Below are 21,312 nucleotides of genomic sequence, written 5' to 3' on the forward strand. Positions count from 1 at the left end.
TTATCTTTTACTATCAAGTATTCGATAGATTGCGCTTTCATTCCTTTTATGTAGCTTTATTCAAGAGATTTGATTCGCAACTCGTTTCAGGACCTTTCCAAGAACACTATGGATAGAACTCCTCATTAAAGTATAAATCATCGAATGAAGTCAATAATGGAGAAATACCATAAATAAGTAGGTGTTCGGCATTGACCCATTATCTTATGATCGGAACAGAATTACTAATCGGATTAATATTATTATTTATCATGACGAAGGTATTAGGGAAAACGCAATTCTCGCAAGTTACCCCATTTGATTTTATTTCTGCAGTCATATTAGGTGAACTCGTCGGAAATGCCATTTATGATCATGAAGTACGAGTTTGGGAAATTGTTTTTAGCACTGTTATCTGGGGAACAATGATTTACATCATTGAAACGGTGACACAGAAATATAGAAAAACTCGAAAGATTCTAGAAGGCGATCCTAATATCGTCATCCATAAGGGGAACTTACGGTACGATGCATTAAAAAAAGGAAAACTGGATTTAAACCAGCTTATGAGCTTAATTAGGCAACAAGGTTTTTTCTCCATAGAAGAAGTGGAATATGCCATACTTGAGCCAAACGGGATGGTGAGTGTTTTACCAAGTGCAAAGTATGACACACCTAAAATGAATGACTTAAACTTACCCTTTAAAGCAGTTGAATTACCTATTGCACTTATTATTGATGGTGAGGCGGTTCAAGAGAATCTAAAAGAAATAAACTTAGATCAAGCTTGGCTAAATGTGGAGTTATCAAAACAAAATGTAAAATCAATAAAAGAAGTACTCTATGCTGAATACAAACCCAATCAACCTTTATACATCATTACATATAAAAGTAAGTTAGGATAGAAAGAGGCAGAATACCTTAAGTAAGGATATTGTGCCTCTTCTTATGCTTGATAATTAAATGAATATGAGAAGTAACACCGAGGAATGGAAAATATACAAAAGTGCTTTTAGAAAAGAAACTATGGTTTGAAGAAGAATTCTTTAACATATAAAAAAGACCAACACCATGTGTTGATCTTGGATCCACCTATGTATGGTGGAGACGGTGGGACGTGCTTTTCCATGCTTTCGTCATGGCACTGACTATATCTTGAACCTTACTCAATAAGGTCCTCCAGCGTCTTATGCAAAACGTAGTTTTTACTCAATGTGAGTAGAGTTTTACATCCTAGTGCTACCTTATTAGGTAGCCTATGAGTCGATACACGGCTGTTGAATTACTTCACATACCGCTCGGCATTGCCTTATCACTTTGAAAAGTGACTTAGGTTTCACCGATAAAGCTGGATTTTCACTTATGTGTTACCACATAAGGCGACTAATGACTAATCGAACCCACGTCCAAAGACATCGCCACTTAAGCTTCTACGAGTGTAGTCGATATATTAGCATTTCGCCATTCCCTCGGCCTATCGACAGGCTTTGGAAAGACTAGTCTGGTTGTTCTCTTCCTTTGTCCTCAGACGGCGAACTCCGGCGTAGCCCACTTAGAGTGAGTCCCTGATCCTACCACATGGGCGATGGAGGGAGGAACCGCTATAGACTGTTATTAAGCAGCTAAAGCGAAGTTGTTGTTTGTTTTGCCAGTTATTGGCTTTGACGTTTTAACGAGGCCGATCCCCTCGACTCGCAACCCAAGCTCGAACTATCCCTGTCGAATCCGTAGCGTCCCCATTTATAAAGGATATAGAGAAAATTAATTCTCATATCAAATGGTAGTACGGGAAATTTATAAGCTTATTGCTTATTCATTTGTCAATGAACTGCCGTCTTCCCTGACGACAATTCTTATTATAACACATTGAACTATGAATACAATTGGTAGTTACTTCATGAATTACTACATTTTTTGGCGATCGCGGAATGCACGTTCAATATCACGTTTAGCTTCCTTCTTCTTTAAATCCTCACGCTTGTCATAATTCTTTTTACCCTTACCAAGCCCAATTAAAACTTTTGCAAACCCATTTTTTAGATATACTTTTAGCGGTACTAACGTCACACCCGCTTCTTTTGTTTCTCCAATCAGCTTCGCAATCTGCTTTTTATGAAGTAGAAGCTTTCTTGTACGAAGTGGTTCATGGTTAAAACGATTTCCTTGTTCATACGGGCTGACATGCGCATTATATAAGAACACTTCACCTTTTTGAATTCTAGCAAAAGAGTCTCGTAAATTTATTTTCCCAGCTCTAATGGATTTGATTTCTGTTCCTTGAAGGACAATTCCTGCCTCATATGTTTCTTCAATGAAGTAATCATGATTCGCTTTCTTATTTTGGGCGACCACCTTGCCTTCTCCCTTTGGCATATGTCCACCTCCCCTTTGTTATCTGAATAGTAGTTAAAATTTTAGCAAAAATTAACTTCATACTCAATCAATATATACATTCGACAAATTTCGGGTGGTGCCTGGCACCACCCGAATTTTATCTTTTATCTTTTATCTTTTCTTTTTAGGTTTACGCATTGCTTTTGGTGCATTCTCGAAGTGTTTCTTTTTCTTTCCTGGACGACCGTTGCCATTTCTTTGGTCGTTGCTGTCTCTTCTTGTTCGGCTTCTACGTCCTGCACCCGTTCCATTGCGCCCTTCTCGTTTTTCACTCTTAATGACCGTTGGGCGATCCTTGCGTTCAGGTCGCTTGTTGACCTTCATTCCAACAATTTCGAAGTCAATGGAGCGTTCGTCTTTGTTAACATTAATTACTCGAACCTGAATTTCATCACCGATTCTGAAGATATTACCCGTTCTTTCACCAATCATGGCATAGCTTGACTCGTCATAGCGGTAATAATCATCCGTTAAATAGCTAACGTGAACAAGGCCTTCAATGGTGTTAGGGAGTTCGACAAAGATACCGAAGTTCGTGACAGAGCTAATCATTCCATCATATTCTTCACCAATCTTATCTTCCATGAACTCTGCCTTTTTGAGCTCGTCTGTTTCACGTTCTGCTTCAACCGCTCTACGTTCCATGTTAGAAGAGTGGTCCGCAATATCAGGAAGTAGATGATCCCACTTTTCCTTTGTTTTCTCATCTACTTTTCCTTGAATGAGATAAGTCCGGATCAGACGATGAACGATAAGGTCTGGATAACGTCTAATTGGCGAAGTAAAATGAGTATAGAACTCCGTTGATAAACCAAAGTGGCCTAGACTTTCCGCATCGTAACGTGCCTGTTTCATGGAACGTAACAGAACCGTGGAAATGACAGTTTCTTCAGGTGTTCCTTGCACCGTTTCTAGTACCTGTTGCAGAGCACGTGGATGAATGGAATTTCCTGAACCTCTTACGACATAGCCGAAATTTGTGATGAACTCAAAGAAACGATTTAGTTTTTCTTCTTTTGGATCCTCATGGACACGGTACATAAACGGCAAGTTCATCCAGTGGAAGTGTTCAGCCACCGTTTCATTCGCTAGTAACATGAACTCTTCAATAAGTCTCTCTGCTACAGAACGTTCTCTTAACACGACATCTGTAGGCTTACTATCCTCATCTACCAGTACCTTTGCTTCTTTGAAATCAAAATCAATCGCGCCACGCTCGATACGCTTGTTACGTAGGATTTGCGCCAATTCGCCCATTAGTTCAAACATTGGTACTAGGCTATTATACTTTTCACGAACCTCTTCATCTTTATCTTCTAAAATGAGATTTACATCCTTATACGTCATTCGTTCTGTTGTCTTAATCACACTCTCGAAAATTTCATGACTGACAACCTCACCCTGCTGGTTTACCACCATTTCACATGATAAAGTAAATCGTGCTACCTTCGGATTTAACGAGCAAATACCATTCGATAAACGATGTGGAATCATCGGAATTACACGATCCACAAGATAAATACTTGTTCCGCGCTCCGCTGCTTCTACATCAATTGGAGAACCTTCTGTTACATAATGAGTAACATCCGCAATATGAACTCCTAACTTATAGTTTCCGTTATCAAGTCTTGTAACGGTAACCGCATCATCCAAATCCTTTGCGTCCGCACCATCAATCGTAACAATGGTTTCATTTCGTAAATCACGGCGTTTTCCGATTTGATTCTCTTCAATTGTATCGGGTACATCGTTTGCCTGCTGTAGAGCTTCTGCTGGGAACTCTTGAGGTAGTCCATGCTTATGAATGACAGAAAGGATATCAATACCTGGGTCATTTTTATGGCCAAGTATTTGAACGACTTCTCCTTCTGCACTCATGCGGCCTTCTGGATACGTGACAAGTCGAACAACCACCTTGTGTCCATCGACAGCACCTTTAGATGCTTCTTTAGGGATAAAAATATCGTTGGCAATTCGCTTATCATCCACGACAACAAAGCCAAAGTTTCTACTTTGTTCATATGTACCCACAACTTCGGTTATACCGCGTTCAATAATACGGACAACCTGCCCTTCTTCTCTCGTACCTGATGAAGTAGGATTTATACGGACGAGTACGGTATCACCGTGCATCGCATTTTTTAAGTCGGATGGTGGAATAAAAATGTCCTGACGATCCTTATCATCTGTTTCCACAAAGGCAAATCCTTTAGGATGACCGATTACTTTTCCGCGGATTAAATTCATTTTATCAGGTAATCCATAGCGATTACTTCTTGTCCGGACGATGAGTCCTTGATCTTCCATTGTTACTATTGCTTTGACAAAGTCTTTAAAGGCAGCCGAATCTTCAATTCCAAACGCTTCTTCCAATTCTTGTACCGTTAAAGGCTTATACGCTTCCTCCTTCATAAAGGAAAGCAAATGCTTTATATGCTCTTGAATGACATCCATTTGTTCGTCACTCCTTATCATTTAATTTACCAATCAATTGCTTCTAAAAATTGCAGAACATCTTCATGTAGCTGATCTCGCTCTTTATCAAGTGTAATGACGTGTCCTGACTCTTCATACCATTTAATTTGCTTATCAATGGATTCTACTTCATTGTAGATAATATTAGCACTATCTGTATTAATCATATGATCATGACGTGCTTGAACAACAAATGTAGGTGCATAGATTAAGTCTACTTGACTTCGTACTTCTGAAATTAATTCTTGAAGTGCCTTCAACGTCTGCATGGGCTTTTGCTTAAATTGCTCCATTTCCATTTCGATGACTTCTTCTGATTTGCCCTCTTGCATCTTATATTCCTTTGCATATTCAAGCACACCTTTATACATGACTTCCTCGCTTTTAATATACATAGGCGCACACATCGTTACAATTCCCTTTATTGGTACAGTATAACCCAACTTTAGGGAAAATACCCCACCAAGGGATAGACCCACTACTGCAATTTTCTCATAGCCTTTATCTTTAAGGAATTGATATGCTTCTTTTACATCCTCCCACCAATCAGCAGGTCCGTACTTCACTAATTCCTCTGGTGGAACACCATGCCCTCTATATTGTGGTCCATAGCAGGTATAGCCGTTTTTTTCTAAATATCTAGCTAACATTCGGCAATCTGCTGAGTTTCCTGTAAAACCGTGTAAACATAAAACAGCACGTTCCCCACCTTCAAAAAAGAAAGGCTTTGGTAGTACTCTTTTCATCTATTCTGTACCCCTTTCTGTTTTAAACAAACGTTTAATTAAATCTCCTCAACCCTAGACTGGGACTGCGTTTTCCTTAGTTTAAACAAACGTTTAATTAACTATGAATGATCTAGTAGAAGTAAACGTAAAAAAAGCGTTGGATAGTACCCAACGCTTTATACGAGCATTCATTTTTAAGCGCCAAAGAAGGCAACTGCAATGGTTAAAACAAAGAATAAAACGGATAATACAATCGTAATTCGATGTAAAACCGCATCAATACCGCGTGCTTTTTGCTTTCCAAAAAGCTGCTCAGCACCACCTGAAATAGCACCTGATAATCCTGCACTCTTACCTGATTGCAGAAGAACTACTACAATTAAGCTGATTGATACTAATACTAATAGTGTTACGAATAAAGCATGCACGAGACGACACCTCCTAAACGCACTTCACATTATTCTAAATGTACCACAAAATGTTAGGACAGACAAGAAAATATCGTATAGTTGCGCATTCTTCGCTTTAAACTGGATTTTGTTCTGCGAGATGGTATACCCCAGTGTGTATAATTGCACAGTAAATGACAAAAATTGCACAGAACTCGCGACTAATTGCACAGTAAATCACCGGAATCGCACAAAAATCATAATTAATTGCACAAAACCCTAAAAAAGAGCGCCCCCATTAGGTAAGGGGCACTCTCCGAACATATACTTACTTCTTTAAGTTATAGAATGAATCAAGACCACCGTAAATACCAGTGAAGCCTAGCTCGTCTTCAATGCGAAGAAGTTGGTTGTACTTCGCCACACGGTCTGTACGAGATGGTGCACCCGTCTTGATTTGACCAGCGTTAGTTGCAACTGCGATATCAGCAATTGTGCTATCTTCTGTTTCACCAGAACGGTGAGAGATAACAGCAGTGTAACCTGCACGCTTCGCCATTTCAATTGCTTCAAACGTTTCCGTTAATGTACCGATTTGGTTTACTTTGATTAGGATGGAATTACTTACACCCTTTTCAATTCCTTCTGAAAGCTTAGCCGTGTTTGTAACAAATAGATCGTCACCAACTAATTGAACTTTACCACCAAGGCGTTCAGTTAGAAGCTTATGACCTTCCCAGTCATTTTCGTCTAATCCATCTTCAATTGAGATGATTGGGTATTTTGCAACGAGTTGCTCATAGAATTCAACCATTTCAGCTGAAGTCTTTACTACACCTTCACCAGACAGGTGGTACTTACCATCTTCCTTGCTGTAAAGCTCAGAAGCAGCAACATCCATTGCAAGCTTCACTTCTTCACCTGGCTTGTAGCCCGCGCGCTCGATTGCTTCAATGATTGTTTGAAGAGCTTCTTCGTTAGAACCAAGGTTAGGAGCGAATCCACCTTCGTCACCTACAGCTGTATTATGGCCTTTTTCCTTAAGAACAGCTTTTAAGCTATGGAAAATTTCAGTACCTGTACGTAGAGCTTCTTTAAAGCTCTCAGCACCAACTGGCATAACCATGAATTCTTGAATATCAACAGAGTTGTCAGCATGTGCTCCACCGTTGATGATGTTCATCATTGGTACTGGTAGAGTTTTTGCGTTGAAACCACCTAAGTACTTGTAAAGAGGTAAATCTAAGTATTCAGCAGCAGCACGTGCAGCAGCCATAGATACACCTAGGATCGCATTAGCACCTAGCTTACCTTTGTTTTCAGTTCCATCAAGGTCAATTAATAACTCATCGATTGCTACTTGGTCTGTTACGTCTAGACCAATTAGTTCTGGAGCGATTACTTCATTTACGTTATCAACCGCTTTTTCTACACCTTTTCCAAGGTAACGGTTCTTGTCTCCGTCACGTAGTTCTACTGCTTCGTATTCACCTGTTGAAGCACCACTTGGTACTAGGGCACGACCCATTGCACCTGATTCTGTATAAACTTCAACTTCAATAGTAGGGTTACCACGAGAATCTAACACTTCACGTGCATAAACATCAATGATAAATGGCATTACATTCAGCTCCTCAAATGATTATTTTTTTATTAGTGATTGACCTGTCATTTCTTGTGGAAGTGATAGGTTTAATAAATCTAGTACAGTTGGTGATAAATCACCGAGAATTCCATCTTCTCTTAGCTCAACGCCTTCTTTTACAAGAATCACTGGTACTGGATTCGTTGTATGGGCTGTCATTGGATTACCTTCCAATGTCATGACCTCATCTGCATTACCATGATCCGCTGTAATAATGGAAACTCCGCCTTTTTCCTGAATGGCGCTAACAATTTTCCCTAAACACTCATCCACTACTTCAATGGCTTTAATAGTAGGTTCAAGCATACCAGAATGACCAACCATGTCCGGATTTGCAAAGTTTAGGATAATAACATCGTGCTTATCAGAAGCGATTTCATTTAATAATGCATCTGTAACCTCATAAGCACTCATTTCAGGCTGTAAATCATATGTAGCAACCTTTGGTGAATTAATTAAGATACGTTCTTCACCTGGGAATGGATTTTCCCGGCCACCATTAAAGAAGAAAGTAACATGCGGATACTTTTCAGTCTCTGCAATTCTTAGTTGCTTTAATCCATTTTGTGATAATACTTCACCTAATGTATTATCCAGGTTGGATGGCTTAAAGGCAACATATCCTTGTACGGTTTCACTAAAGTGAGTTAAACACACAAAGTGTAAGTTTTTCGGATGGCTCTCTCCACGTTCAAATGATCTAAAATCTTCATTCGTAAACGTGTTCGAGATTTGGATAGCTCGGTCTGGTCTAAAGTTATAGAAAATGACGGCATCTTCATCTTTAATCGTTTGAACCGGCGTTCCATCCTCTTTTGTGATGACAGATGGTAGAACGAACTCATCATAAATTCCATTTTGGTAAGAATCTTCTACACACTCTAACGGTGTTTTGTAAGAAGGTCCTTCACCATATACCATAGAGCGATACGACTTCTCGACACGTTCCCAGCGTTGGTCACGATCCATCGAGTAATATCGACCTGATAAAGTCGCAATCTCACCTACTCCAAGCTCCTTCATTTTCTCTTGAAGGTCATGAATATAAGTTTTAGCCGTTTGCGGACCAACATCACGTCCATCTAAAAAGCCGTGAATATATACATTCGAGACACCCTCGTCTTTTGCAAGCTTTAACAGAGCAAATAAATGTTGGATATGGGAGTGAATACCGCCATCAGACAGTAGTCCAAAAATATGTAGATTCGTTCCCTTTTCCTTTACATGATTCATCGCTTCCAAAAAGGTATCATTTCGTTCGAACTCACCTTCACGAATTGCAACATTCACTCTTGTTAAGCTTTGGTAGACAATACGTCCTGCTCCAATGTTTAAATGTCCTACTTCCGAGTTCCCCATTTGACCTTCTGGTAGTCCTACCGCTTCACCAGACGCTGTTAGCATTTGGTGAGGGTATTCATTCCACAGTCGATCAAAATTAGGTTTCTTTGCCTGTGCGACTGCGTTTCCTTTTTCTTCATCGCGCAAAGCAAACCCATCTAAAATAATTAAAGCAACTGGCTTAGTCATTTGCTACTGCCTCCAAAAGCTGTAGATAAGACGAAGCTTCTAAACTTGCACCACCAACTAATGCACCATCAATATCTGGCTGTGATAAGAATTCTTTAATGTTAGAAGGCTTTACACTTCCACCATACTGGATTCTTACTGCATCTGCAGCGGCTTCTGAAAATTGAGACGCAACCGTTTGACGAATATGCGCACAAACTTCATTTGCTTCTTCAGCAGAAGCTGTTTTACCTGTTCCGATTGCCCAAATTGGTTCATAGGCAATAACTGTTTCTTTTACTTGCTCTTCTGTTAGTCCTGCTAGAGCCTTCTGTATTTGACCACCAACAAACTCATTAGTTTGTCCTGCTTCACGTTGTTCCAACGTTTCACCGCAGCAAACAATTGGCACTAAACCATGTTGGAATGCAGCCAGCGTCTTTTTATTAACTGATTCGTCGGTCTCAGCAAAGAGTTCACGACGCTCGGAGTGGCCAATTATGCTATAGCTTACTCCTAAATCTTTAAGAGCGACTGGGCTGGTTTCACCCGTAAAAGCTCCCTGTTCCTCAAAGTGCATATTTTGAGCACCGATTTTCAGCGCTGATTCCTTTGTTGATTGAACAAGGCTGTCTAAGAATAATGCTGGTGCACAAACAACAGAGTCTACCTTTTCCGGAGCTGGAACAAGTCCTTTTACTTCTTCAATAAAGCCTTTTGCCTCGGAAAGTACTTTGTGCATTTTCCAGTTACCTGCAATAATAGGTTTACGCATATGACACCTTCCTTTTCTTATGTAAAATCAGTAGAGTTGAACTCTACTATTTATCATTTAATGCAACAACACCAGGAAGCTCTTTTCCTTCAATAAACTCTAGTGAAGCTCCCCCACCAGTTGAGATATGATCCATTTTATCTGCAAGCTCAAATTTCTCAACGGCTGCAGCAGAATCTCCCCCACCGATTACGGTATAAGCATCAATTGCTTCTGCTAATGCTTCTGCGACTGCCTTTGTACCTTTTTCAAATGATTCCATTTCAAATACACCCATTGGTCCATTCCACATGACTAGCTTAGATTCTGACACGACCTTCTTGTAGATCTCACTTGTTTCTGGTCCAATATCAAGAGCTTCCCAATCAGAAGGAATGGAATCGATTGCTACTACCTTTGTTTCAGCATCGTTCGAGAAATCATCTGCAACGATTGCATCCACTGGCATATAGAAATTAACACCCTTTTCCTTTGCTTTAGTCATGAATGAAAGGGCTAAATCAATCTTATCTTCTTCAAGTAATGATTTACCGACATCATGTCCTTGAGCTTTTACGAAAGTATAAGCTAAGCCGCCACCGATAATTAAGTTATCAACCTTATCTAGTAGGTTATCAATGACACCAATCTTATCTTTTACCTTGGCACCACCAATAATCGCCGTAAATGGTCGATCTGGGTTAGACAATGCTTTCCCAAGAACTTCAAGCTCTTTTTCCATTAAAAAGCCCGCAACTGCTGGTAAGTGTTCTGCAATACCTGCAGTAGAAGCATGGGCACGGTGAGCTGCACCGAAAGCGTCATTTACATAGACATCCGCCAGTTTAGCAAATTCCTTCGACAACTCCGCATCATTCTTTTCCTCACCAGGATAGAAGCGAACATTTTCTAATAATAGAACGTCCCCTTCACTTAGCTTAGAAATGCCTAGTTCAGCCTCTTCTCCGTATGCTTCATCAACTTTTACCACGGTCTTCCCAGACAACTCACTAAGACGTGTAGCTACAGCGTCTAGACGAAGCTCTTCCACGACTTGTCCCTTTGGTCGTCCAAGGTGAGAAGCAAGAATAACCTTAGCACCCTGCTCTGTTAAATACTGAATAGTAGGTAGTGCTGCTCGGATACGAGTGTCATCCGTTACTTCACCGTCACGCATTGGTACGTTAAAGTCAACACGACAGAAAACTCGTTTACCTTTCAAATCAACATCACGAATCGTTTTTTTGTTCATTTTACAGGATCCTCCCTCATCATCAGAGACTAACTCATAGTTTGTACTACCTATTGGCCATTTATCCTCGTTTGGTTGTGTGTAAATGGTTAGACATTATGTATTTTGTAGTGGTGATCAACGCTAGGTTTGGTTTTATCAACGAAAATTGTGAACCTATCAACGAAAGTCATTGTTTTATCGACGAATTAAGCATGTTTATCAACGAAATTCTGCTTTTATCCACGAAACCAGCGTAAAACCACCATCACACATGAGAATAAAAAACCTAACAACATCTTGAAGGGGAGAAGGCATGTGCCCCACTCCCCAAAAGATTCCAATCTTATTATAGACGTTGTTCTGGAGTTAATCCACAACTATTATAGACCCTTTTGTACCATGTACTCAGCAAGGTCTACAACACGGTGAGAATAACCTGACTCGTTATCATACCAAGATACAACCTTCACTAGGTTACCTTCTAGTACCATTGTTGAAAGCCCGTCAATTGTAGATGAATGTGGGTCACCATTGTAATCGCTAGATACTAATGGCTCTTCACTGAATGCAAGAATTCCTTTTAAGTTTCCTTCTGCTGCTTCTTTAAGCGCTGCATTGATTTCTTCAGCTGTAACTTCTTTTTCAAGCTCAGCTACTAAATCAACTAATGATACGTTAGGTGTTGGTACACGCATTGCCATACCATTTAATTTTCCTTTTAGTTCAGGTAGAACAAGTGATACTGCCTTTGCAGCACCAGTTGAAGTTGGAATGATGTTCTCAGCTGCTGCACGAGCACGACGATAGTCCTTGTGTGGAAGGTCTAAAATTTGTTGGTCATTCGTGTAGGCATGAACGGTTGTCATCATACCCTTCTTGATTCCAAACTTGTCGTTAAGAACTTTAGCAAAAGGAGCTAAACAGTTTGTCGTACAAGAAGCGTTAGAAAGAACATGGTGATTTGCTGCATCATATTGATCTTCGTTAACACCCATTACCACAGTAATGTCTTCGTTACTTGCAGGAGCAGAAATGATAACCTTCTTTGCACCAGCTTCTAAATGCTTTGCAGCGTCAGCACGGTCAGTAAAGCGACCAGTAGATTCAACAACGATATCAACACCAAGATTACCCCAGCCTAATTGTGCAGGATCACGTTCTGCTAGAACCTTGATTTCCTTACCACCTACAACAAGTGAGCTACCGTTTACAGTAACCTCTTCGTTTAATCTTCCATGCACAGTATCATATTTTAAAAGATGCGCAAGCATGTTTGCATCTGTTAAGTCGTTAACTGCTACTACTTCTACGTTAGGATTCTTTAATGCTGCACGAAACACATTACGTCCGATACGTCCAAACCCGTTAATACCTAATTTTACTGTCATTTTGTTTCCTCCTCGAGAAAAATAGTGATTTATTATTGGTAAGGGTTAACCCTTTACTAACTGTTTTGCTACACCTTCATCAGTCACGATAATCGTGTCTTGCCCTTGCTTCATAAAAGCTCGTATTGCTTCAGCTTTTGAAGCGCCACCCGCGACCGCAATCACACATTTAGCATTCTTTAGATCATCGAGTTGTATGCCGATTGTTTTCACTTTATGTACTACGTGTCCTTCTCGATTAAAGTAATAGCCAAATGCTTCTGCAACTGCCTCTTCTTCTTTAATAGATGTAATCTCTTGGGCCGATGTTTTTCGGCGCTCCGCCATGGTAATAGCATCTCCAATACCATGAATGACCATGCGGGCAGATTTAATTTGGTGTAGTACTTCCTTAACAGAAGGTTCTTCTATTAAAGATTGGTAGGCTTCATTACTGAGTTGTCCTGGAACATGAAGGAGACGATAATGTCCCATTGCCTTTTCTGCCATTTTGGCACAAATCGTATTAGCCTGATTTTCTACCTGCTCACCGAGACCGCCTCTTGCTGGTACAAATAAGATATCCCTATGCTTAGGATCTGGGCTCATTCTTTCAGCTACAGCTGCTAGAGTGGTTCCACCAGTGACTGCGATAATCGACTGTTCTTCCATGTACTCCTTCATACAAGCGACTGTCGCTCTTCCCATTTCTTGTTTCACGAATGGTGAGACATCGCTATCTCCTGCTACGACTATTACCCTTTTTACATTCAGGAGCTTTTGTAATTCACTTTCTAGCGATTTAAGTCCGGTTACTTCTTTCATCATTTCCTCTAGCTCATGAAGTACCGTTTGCCCTTCATCTGTCAAACTCATGCCGGCCGTCGCCATGGAAAGAAGACCTTGTTCTTTCAGAAAGTCTACTTCAGCACGAAGAACTCTTTCGGTTATGTCCAGTGCCCCCGCTAACGCCCTTCTACCGATCGGCTCAGTCAAGCGAATGTACTGAAGAATTCGGTACCGTTTTTGCATAATGGAAAGAAGATCAGGTAATAATTTCTTTTGAACTTCTAATAAGGATTTCATCTTTCCAACTCCTAATAGGAATACTTTTCTAAACGGGACTCATAACGTCCCTCATAGACTTAATATGTCCCACTTAGCGCAAAAAAATTTATCCCTGCTACATTTTTCATTGTAACAGGAATAAAAGCATGATTCAACTGGCAGTTAGCCCATTTTAAAAATAGTAATAGCTTTAATGAGAAATAAGTCTAGTCAACTCACTTCTTACTTCATCTTTTCGGATTAAACCGTACCCAATCTGCTCTCCGTTAAGCTCAAGCACTGGAATCATCAGTTGATAAAGTTCGAGTAATTGATCATCTTTATAAATGTCTTTCTCAATCATTTTCAACGGGAATTCTTCTGAAAGCTCTTCTATTACTGCCTTTGCTTTTTCGCATAAAGGGCAATTCTCTTTAGTGTAAAATGTTAAAACGTATTCTTTCATGGATGACTCCTTACATATGTTTTCGACTTGAGGAAGATGGAATATTTAGTTGCTCACGGTATTTTGCCACTGTTCTTCTCGATACTTTTAGCTGGTGGTCCCTCTTTAACATCTCCGAGATTTTTTGATCTGATAACGGCTGCTGTTTATTTTCCTTTTTAATGATATCAGATAGTAACTCCTTTACTCTGACAGATGAGATCTCCTGCTCATTTGTTGATCTCACTTTAGATTGAAAGAAATATTTAAGCTCATACACACCAGAAGGAGTTTGTAAGAACTTTCCCCTTACTGTCCGACTAATCGTTGACTCATGCATATCGACCTCTTCAGCAATATCTCTTAATGTCAGTGGCTGTAGATAAGATACACCCTTATCAAAAAATTGCCTTTGCCTCGTAACAATTGCTTCCGTTACTTTTACCATCGTTCGTTTCCGTTGTTCAACACTTTGTTTCACCCAACTAGCTTCCTGATATTTTAATTTCAAGTAATTAGCAGAATCTTGGTCGATCCTTTCATTTTTCAAAGAAAGATAGTCTTTATTAATAGAAAAAGATGCATAGGATCGTTCATTCATGAAGATTTTATACTGACCATGATGTTTTTCTAGAAACAAATCGGGCACAATATAACTGATTTCTGCCTTTTTATACTCTGAAGCAGGTCGTGGATTAAGCGTTTGAATAAGTTCGAGAGCTGTTTTTATGTCAGCCGTTGATACTTTAAGTGCTTTACTAATAAGATCCCATTTCCGTTCTGCCAATTGTGTGAAGTATTGCTCCACAATCTTTTGTGCCACGATGGCTTTAGGATATTTCCTTCTCAGCTGAATGAGTAAAGACTCTTGAAGACTACCCGCTCCAATGCCGACTGGTTCTAATTCTGATTGTATATAATATAGAGCTTGAACGAGCTCTTCCGTAGAATAGGAGGATGAAAAACATAACTCCTCTATGGGGTATCGTAAATACCCTTGCTCATCAAAGTTTTGTATGAGAAAAAGAATGGTTTGTTGAAACCCTATAGGAATCGGATGCAGTATTAGTTGTGATTGAATATACTCTTCCAGAGTTGGCGCATCCGGTGCTGCGATATCATAATCGATCTGTTGATCACTTGATCTTACTTTTTTGCGATGATGTTGAGTAGGTGAATAAGTAGGCTCATGAAGATCAATGAAAGGGTTTTCTAAAGAAAGATCATTCAAATAGGTTGTCAGCTCAAAAGAAGTATATTGAAGCAAAGTAATAGCCTGTCTTAATTCTTTCGTTAACGATAACTTCGTCGTTTGTTGCTGAACTAATCCTGTCTTCATGTCTTATCACCTCATCTCTATTTTACAATACATAGGCACATAATAGAATGATATTCCGGTTATTAGCTAAAATGTAAGCGAAACGAACACAATATTGATCATTACCCTTCGTAAGAACAACTAACCCTAGGAAGATTTATAAATGAAGGAGGTTTATCATGACTGATATTTTTTCTGTTGACTATTTTACGGAGCATTTACGAAAACATGTAGAATTACATGCTGAGTTCAATGAACGTGTGGATGCAATGAACAGCTACTATCGCTCTATTGTATCCACACTAGTGACTGAAAAATTAACAGCAACGTCTGAAACACTTCAACGAATTCGAAATCTAGACGAAGCCTACACCACGATAAAATCTCAAGAATTCTAACTATAGTTTGTCTTTCTATCATATAATAAGGTATATCACTTTTGGAGGTTATTATGACACTAACAAACCCAATCGGACGTCTTCGCCTCATTGGTTTCATTGAGGGTCTTTCTTATTTAATTCTACTTGGGATTGCCATGCCATTAAAATATATGGCTGATTTTCCACTTGCCGTGACGATCACCGGTGGCATTCACGGACTATTCTTTGTCTTATTTCTGTTTGCTCTTGCTCATGTATTCTTTGCATACCGACAGTCATTTTGGTTCGGAGTTGGTGCAGTCATTGCCTCACTCGTTCCTTTTGGTACGTTCATTTTAGACAAGCGTTTACAAACGATTGATGAGCCGATTATGATTGTAAAGAATAAGAACCATAAAGAAATGTAAGCCAATGTAAAAAATGCTCAGAGTATACTCTGAGCATTTTTCTATTAGACGCGCTCGGAGGGATTCGAACCCCCGGCAGACGTGGTACCGGAAACCACCGCTCTATCCGACTGAGCTACGAGCGCATATTTAAATAGTGAGACTTACTTATTATATGAAAGAATATATGACATTTCAAGTAGGTTTATACTGGCAAGGATTCTTCTATGTTAATTATTTCTAGTTTTATGTTAGAAATGGATACAATTTGGTTATGCTGAATATGGTAGCGAAGGCATGATTGATTGTCATGATGAATACATATAATGCAAAGGGCTTTTGTTTGACCTTCATTGACCTTAGCTGTATGATAAATACATAGACTATTGATTACTTTTTAAGGAGGATTTCACGATGAATTTAATTCCAACGGTTATTGAACAAACAAATCGCGGTGAAAGAGCATACGATATCTATTCCCGTCTTTTAAAAGACAGAATTATTATGTTAGGTTCTGCTATTGATGATAATGTGGCAAACTCAATTGTATCTCAGTTATTATTTTTAGCTGCAGAAGATCCAGATAAGGATATCTCATTATACATTAACAGCCCAGGTGGTTCTATTACAGCTGGTATGGCTATTTATGACACGATGCAATTTATCAAGCCTAAGGTTTCGACTATTTGTATCGGTATGGCTGCATCCATGGGAGCATTCCTTCTAGCTGCTGGTGAAAAAGGAAAGCGTTATGCCCTACCAAACAGTGAAGTAATGATTCACCAACCACTAGGTGGAGCACAAGGTCAAGCAACAGAAATCGAAATCGCTGCAAAGCGTATCCTTTTCTTACGCTCTAAACTTAACGAAATTCTAGCAGAACGTACTGGTCAACCAATTGAAGTGATTGAGCGTGATACAGAGCGTGACAACTTCATGACAGCTGAAAAAGCATTAGAATATGGATTAGTTGATCAAGTTTTAGCAAAAGATAATAAGTAATGATGAAGTGAGGAGTGTAGCTCCTCACTTTTTTGATTGGTGAACCGCTCCGGGGTAAAAATAAAAAAAATAGAATGGCTTCATGGCCATTCTACTTTTAGATCGATTGATTGACGAATTTCTCTAATGCCTCAAGTGCTGCTTGCTCATCATTACCTACAGCAGAAAGTACGACTTCTGCACCTGATCCAACCGCTAAACTCATCAGACCCATAATACTCTTTGCGTTTACCTTTTTGCCATCCTTCTCTAAGAAAATATCAGCAGCAAAACGATTTGCCTCTTGTACAAACATAGCAGCTGGACGTGCTTGTAAGCCTGATTTTAATTTAACTTCTACTTTTTTCTCAACCATTGTTCTTTTCCTCCTTATTTATTCCCTCTAAGTGTATTACTTATCATCTACCGGAACAGACTTAAGTAGTTGCCTCTCCTGCACGAATTTTATCTGCTATTTCATCTATTTTTCGAAGACGATGATTAATCCCTGATTTACTTATTGTGCCACCCGATACCATTTCACCAAGTTCCTTCAACGTTACATCTTGATAGGCGACCCGGAGTTGAGCAATTTCTCGTAGCTTATCTGGCAGAACTTGAAGGCCGACAGTTCGATCAATAAACTTTATATTCTCCACCTGTCTAATCGCTGCACCGATTGTTTTGTTTAAGTTAGCGGTTTCACAGTTAACAAGACGGTTAACCGAATTCCTCATGTCGCGTACAATTCGAACATCTTCAAAACGAAGCAAAGCTTGATGAGCACCAATGATATTCAGAAATTCTGTAATTTTCTCCGCTTCCTTTAAGTACGTAATGTACCCTTTCTTACGCTCTAATGTCTTACTATTCAGATTAAACACGTTCATTAATTCACAAAGTGATTCATTATGAATTTGATAAAGTGAAAAAATCTCTAAATGGTAAGAGGAAGTCTCTGGATTATTAACAGACCCTCCTGCAAGAAAGGCACCTCGTAAGTACGAACGTTTACAACATTTCTTCTTAACGATGACAGGGGAAATTTCTCTAATGAACTCAAAGCCTTCATTTAGAATATCTAAGTCCTCTAAGATTCCCCTAGCGTTCTTTACTAGACGAACAATGTAAACATTGTTCTTTTTCAAACGCATTTTCTTACGGACAAGAAGTTCGACGACTACATCATCATAGTATTTTTTTAATAATGTGTAGATTCGCCTCGCAATGGCTGCATTTTCGGTCTGAACATCTAGCGATAATTGTTTATTTGAAAAGGAAATTGATCCATTCATTCTAATCAGGGCAGCCAACTCAGCTTTCCCGCAACAATCCTTCACCTGAAGATTTGTCAGTTCCTTCTTTGTTTCTGATGCGAATGACAACTCTTCACCCCCTTAACCCAATGAACCATCCCATTCATTAGCATATGAATAAGGCTGCTTTCTAACACTTTTGCCTTTAGTTAGGTGAAAGTACTATTCATTTATGGTCTCATACTGATTTAATAATTTATATAATAAAGAGGCTACTTTATTCGTATCATGTCTAATGACCTCTTCGTTATAATTTATTATTTTATCATGAATAATGTCTAAACCTAAAGAAGTTAATTTCATTGTGTCATAAATTACCGGTTTGGCTAACTCTTTTGCATACAGGGCTTGTATGGACTCAGGAATTTCTTCATCATTCACGAGGATGGTATCAATACAAGAAGGACCTATATGATTATAAAGTGCTGCGACATGGTCGCTTGCTGTATAATCCAAGGTTTCACCGGCTTGAGTCATTACATTGCAGACGTAAACCTTTTTTGCTTTTGAACGGGAAACTTCTTCTCCAATTCGTGGCACGAGTAAATTAGGAAGGATACTTGTATAGAGACTTCCTGGGCCAATGACAAGCATATCTGCTTTTCTAATTTCACGAACTGTTTCGTCTAATGGCTCAATATTTTCAGGCGTTAAAAATACCTTTTTTATTCGTTTACCGGAATAAGGAATTTTGGACTCTCCTGAAACAATCGTTCCATCTTCCATTTCAGCGTGAAGAACGATGCTGCGATTGGCTGCCGGTAGTACTTTACCCTTTACATTCATAACCTTACCCATTTCACGAATAGCATGCATAAAATCACCCGTGATATCGGTCAGCGCTGCGAGCAACAGATTTCCAAGAGCATGTCCCGACAAACCTCCTCCATTTTGGAATCGGTGTTGAAACAACTCTACAATCAGTGGCTCAACTTCAGAAAGTGCAGCAAGCACATTTCGCACATCGCCCGGAGGAGGAATATGGAGTTCATCTCTTAATCGTCCGGAACTCCCTCCATCGTCGGCGACTGTCACGATGGCTGTGAGATGGACCGGGTATTCCTTTAATCCACGTAAAAGGACTGGTAACCCTGTTCCGCCTCCTATGATGACAATTCGTGGTTGTCTATTTTTCATGTCATCGACTTTCCTTTCTCCTCTCGATGTCACGATGGCTAACATGTGTCCGGTAATCTGAGCCAAAGTGCTGGGAAATTTTTTCAGCTAATGCAACGGAACGGTGTTGACCACCTGTACAACCAATCGCTATAACGAGCTGACTTTTTCCTTCTCTCTTATATTGCGGTAGCATAAAGGCTAATAAATCAATAACCTTCTCTAAAAATTTATTGGTTTCGTTCCACTTAAATACATAGGTAGACACTTCTTCATCCAACCCTGTTTGTGGTCGCATATGATCAATATAATGGGGATTTGGTAGGAAACGGACATCAAATACAAGGTCTGCATCAATGGGAATTCCATACTTAAAACCAAACGATAACACATTAACGGTAAACACTTGTTTACTATGAGCGGCAAACTGCTTAATAATCTTTTCTCGAAGTTCTCTAGGCTTTAACTCGGATGTATCAAAAATGAGCTGGGCTCTTCCCTTCAATTCTTCAAGTAATTCTCTCTCAAGTCCAATGCCCTCAAGTGGTAAACCAGATGGAGCCAGTGGGTGGGAACGTCTTGTTTCTTTGTAACGCGTAACGAGAGCAGCATCTTTTGCATCTAAGAATAGTATTTGTGGAGTAATCCATGATTTTTCAACGATATCATCAAGTGCTTCAAATAAACTATCGAAAAATTCACGCCCTCTTAAATCCATCACAAGAGCAACTTTATTCATTTTATTACCCGATTCTTTCATTAACTCTAAAAACTTGGGTAAAAGTGTCGGAGGTAGGTTATCGACACAGAAATATCCTAAATCCTCAAAGCTTTGAATGGCAACTGTCTTCCCAGCACCTGACATTCCAGTTATTATGACCATTTGAACATCTTGAACGGACCCTGTACTCAACTGAACATCCCCCTTTATGTATTTGTCTCTTTTCTAGGATACGAAAAGAACTATGTATATTTAACTTGGGTCTAAACGATACGCTAATAGTTCGAAATCAGGTGTATAGGTGAAAGTCCCATATATAACACCTGCTCCTTTTGCAACATAATCAATAATATGATAATCACCTGGTGCCATTGGGAGCGAAGCAACGGAATCAATAGTATGCCAAGATAGCTTCCCTTCCTCAGATTCATCCACATTTATACCGTCAAACTCTGTCGCGAGGAAAGTAAACATCATCCATTCGGATATGACTTCTCCCTTGTCTTGAATCACAATCGTAAATACACCCTTTAACGCAGGGTTTTTAATAAATATTCCGGTCTCTTCACGGAATTCACGAGTAACCGTATCTCGTACCGATTCCCCTTGCTCCATCTTCCCGCCCGGTGCTACAAACCAGCCCCGACTCGGTTTTTGTAACAGGAGGATTTCGTCACCTTTTAACAACACACAGTTCGTTACTCTTTGCATATGAATCACCTCATGATCTTCGGTGCAAATATATTATTTATACCCTAATATTCTTCTTTTCATTATACTATTATTCAAAATATGGAACAATGAACGGAATAGTAAATATTGAGATCATTCATTAATTATTATGTAAGCTACTATTGAGATAAATATAAAAAAATAGCACGGGATATCCCGTGCCAAAGAGTATATCTATAAAAGGGGGTCAATTACTTACTATTATCATACCCCATTAATATTTCACCTGTGTTACAGTGGGGTTAAAACATGATTACTGATTTATTAAGGAAGTTTTCTTAAACTAAGTTAAAATGAATTTTCACATTTTTTTTCTAACATTATTACGTTTAGTGAGTTTAGATTAAGTTAACCTGTCGTTCCATTGCGCTACAGACACAAGATTCCCCGGGGAGA

21 protein-coding genes, 1 tRNA gene and 1 other RNA gene are annotated in these 21,312 nt (G+C 39.4%); 4 read left to right on the top strand and 19 right to left on the bottom strand.

Annotated elements, in window-relative coordinates; genetic code table 11:
* Positions 1 to 191 precede the first annotated feature (191 nt).
* Positions 192 to 884 (top strand): DUF421 domain-containing protein, encoded by a 693-nt coding sequence (locus LT143_RS09125; RefSeq protein WP_246942549.1) that lies wholly within the window; start codon positions 192 to 194, stop codon positions 882 to 884.
* A 486-nt stretch (positions 885 to 1,370) separates the two neighbouring features.
* Here the strand turns inward: LT143_RS09125 and ssrA are convergent.
* From ssrA to rpoN, 13 genes are all read right to left on the bottom strand, one after another.
* Positions 1,371 to 1,709: a transfer-messenger RNA gene (gene ssrA / locus LT143_RS09130) on the bottom strand.
* 175 nt (positions 1,710 to 1,884) lie between these two features.
* On the bottom strand, positions 1,885 to 2,352 hold the full coding sequence (smpB, locus tag LT143_RS09135) for an SsrA-binding protein SmpB (protein WP_246942551.1): 468 nt from the start codon (positions 2,350 to 2,352) through the stop codon (positions 1,885 to 1,887).
* 132 nt (positions 2,353 to 2,484) lie between these two features.
* A complete protein-coding gene (gene rnr, locus LT143_RS09140; RefSeq protein ID WP_246942554.1) occupies positions 2,485 to 4,827 on the bottom strand; it encodes a ribonuclease R in 2,343 nt (780 codons plus the stop codon).
* 26 nt (positions 4,828 to 4,853) lie between these two features.
* Positions 4,854 to 5,594 (bottom strand): alpha/beta hydrolase, encoded by a 741-nt coding sequence (locus tag LT143_RS09145; protein WP_246942556.1) that lies wholly within the window; start codon positions 5,592 to 5,594, stop codon positions 4,854 to 4,856.
* A gap of 176 nt (positions 5,595 to 5,770) precedes the next feature.
* Positions 5,771 to 6,004 (bottom strand): preprotein translocase subunit SecG, encoded by a 234-nt coding sequence (secG, locus tag LT143_RS09150; protein ID WP_246942559.1) that lies wholly within the window; start codon positions 6,002 to 6,004, stop codon positions 5,771 to 5,773.
* A gap of 289 nt (positions 6,005 to 6,293) precedes the next feature.
* Positions 6,294 to 7,586 (bottom strand): phosphopyruvate hydratase, encoded by a 1,293-nt coding sequence (gene eno, locus LT143_RS09155; protein ID WP_246942561.1) that lies wholly within the window; start codon positions 7,584 to 7,586, stop codon positions 6,294 to 6,296.
* A 21-nt stretch (positions 7,587 to 7,607) separates the two neighbouring features.
* Positions 7,608 to 9,140, bottom strand: a complete 1,533-nt coding sequence (gpmI, locus tag LT143_RS09160; protein ID WP_246942564.1) for a 2,3-bisphosphoglycerate-independent phosphoglycerate mutase — start codon at positions 9,138 to 9,140, stop codon at positions 7,608 to 7,610.
* Complete coding sequence (gene tpiA, locus LT143_RS09165; protein ID WP_246942566.1) at positions 9,133 to 9,894, bottom strand: triose-phosphate isomerase; 762 nt, start codon at positions 9,892 to 9,894, stop codon at positions 9,133 to 9,135. Before tpiA ends, gpmI begins: the two co-directional genes overlap by 8 nt.
* Positions 9,895 to 9,940: 46 nt before the next feature.
* Entirely contained in the window at positions 9,941 to 11,125 is a 1,185-nt protein-coding gene (locus LT143_RS09170; protein ID WP_246942568.1) for a phosphoglycerate kinase, read from the bottom strand.
* Positions 11,126 to 11,487: 362 nt separating this feature from the next.
* Positions 11,488 to 12,495 carry a type I glyceraldehyde-3-phosphate dehydrogenase gene (gene gap, locus LT143_RS09175; protein WP_246942570.1) on the bottom strand — a complete coding sequence of 336 codons (1,008 nt, stop codon included), beginning with the start codon at positions 12,493 to 12,495 and terminating at the stop codon, positions 11,488 to 11,490.
* Between the two features lie 45 nt (positions 12,496 to 12,540).
* Entirely contained in the window at positions 12,541 to 13,560 is a 1,020-nt protein-coding gene (locus LT143_RS09180) for a sugar-binding transcriptional regulator (RefSeq protein ID WP_246942572.1), read from the bottom strand.
* Between the two features lie 172 nt (positions 13,561 to 13,732).
* Complete coding sequence (locus LT143_RS09185) at positions 13,733 to 13,987, bottom strand: glutaredoxin family protein (RefSeq protein ID WP_246942575.1); 255 nt, start codon at positions 13,985 to 13,987, stop codon at positions 13,733 to 13,735.
* Between the two features lie 10 nt (positions 13,988 to 13,997).
* A complete protein-coding gene (gene rpoN / locus LT143_RS09190) occupies positions 13,998 to 15,305 on the bottom strand; it encodes an RNA polymerase factor sigma-54 (RefSeq protein WP_246942577.1) in 1,308 nt (435 codons plus the stop codon).
* Positions 15,306 to 15,463: 158 nt separating this feature from the next.
* Between rpoN and yvfG the strand changes: the two genes are divergently transcribed.
* Both yvfG and LT143_RS09200 read left to right on the top strand, forming a co-directional pair.
* Positions 15,464 to 15,682: a protein YvfG gene (yvfG, locus tag LT143_RS09195; protein ID WP_246942579.1), complete on the top strand. Its 219-nt coding sequence runs from the start codon at positions 15,464 to 15,466 to the stop codon at positions 15,680 to 15,682.
* A 53-nt stretch (positions 15,683 to 15,735) separates the two neighbouring features.
* Complete coding sequence (locus tag LT143_RS09200) at positions 15,736 to 16,071, top strand: DUF3817 domain-containing protein (protein ID WP_246942582.1); 336 nt, start codon at positions 15,736 to 15,738, stop codon at positions 16,069 to 16,071.
* Between the two features lie 49 nt (positions 16,072 to 16,120).
* On the opposite strand, the gene LT143_RS09205 is transcribed toward LT143_RS09200, so the two are convergent.
* Positions 16,121 to 16,196 (bottom strand) — tRNA-Arg (locus LT143_RS09205).
* Between the two features lie 268 nt (positions 16,197 to 16,464).
* On the opposite strand from LT143_RS09205, the gene clpP reads away from it, so the two are divergent.
* On the top strand, positions 16,465 to 17,052 hold the full coding sequence (gene clpP / locus LT143_RS09210; protein ID WP_246942584.1) for an ATP-dependent Clp endopeptidase proteolytic subunit ClpP: 588 nt from the start codon (positions 16,465 to 16,467) through the stop codon (positions 17,050 to 17,052).
* 97 nt (positions 17,053 to 17,149) lie between these two features.
* On the opposite strand, the gene LT143_RS09215 is transcribed toward clpP, so the two are convergent.
* The 5 genes from LT143_RS09215 to LT143_RS09235 all read right to left on the bottom strand — a co-directional run bounded on the left by LT143_RS09215 (position 17,150) and on the right by LT143_RS09235 (position 20,895).
* Positions 17,150 to 17,407, bottom strand: a complete 258-nt coding sequence (locus LT143_RS09215; RefSeq protein ID WP_246942586.1) for an HPr family phosphocarrier protein — start codon at positions 17,405 to 17,407, stop codon at positions 17,150 to 17,152.
* Positions 17,408 to 17,468: 61 nt separating this feature from the next.
* Entirely contained in the window at positions 17,469 to 18,416 is a 948-nt protein-coding gene (gene whiA / locus LT143_RS09220) for a DNA-binding protein WhiA (RefSeq protein WP_246942589.1), read from the bottom strand.
* A 93-nt stretch (positions 18,417 to 18,509) separates the two neighbouring features.
* Positions 18,510 to 19,484 (bottom strand): gluconeogenesis factor YvcK family protein, encoded by a 975-nt coding sequence (locus LT143_RS09225; protein ID WP_246942590.1) that lies wholly within the window; start codon positions 19,482 to 19,484, stop codon positions 18,510 to 18,512.
* Position 19,485: 1 nt separating this feature from the next.
* Positions 19,486 to 20,346: an RNase adapter RapZ gene (gene rapZ / locus LT143_RS09230; RefSeq protein WP_246942865.1), complete on the bottom strand. Its 861-nt coding sequence runs from the start codon at positions 20,344 to 20,346 to the stop codon at positions 19,486 to 19,488.
* A gap of 90 nt (positions 20,347 to 20,436) precedes the next feature.
* Positions 20,437 to 20,895 (bottom strand): NUDIX hydrolase, encoded by a 459-nt coding sequence (locus LT143_RS09235; RefSeq protein WP_246942592.1) that lies wholly within the window; start codon positions 20,893 to 20,895, stop codon positions 20,437 to 20,439.
* Between the last annotated feature and the right edge of the window lie 417 nt (positions 20,896 to 21,312).

It is taken from the genome of Bacillus pinisoli (assembly GCF_023036475.1).
Taxonomy (GTDB): Bacteria; Bacillota; Bacilli; order Bacillales; family SA4; genus Bacillus_BS; species Bacillus_BS pinisoli.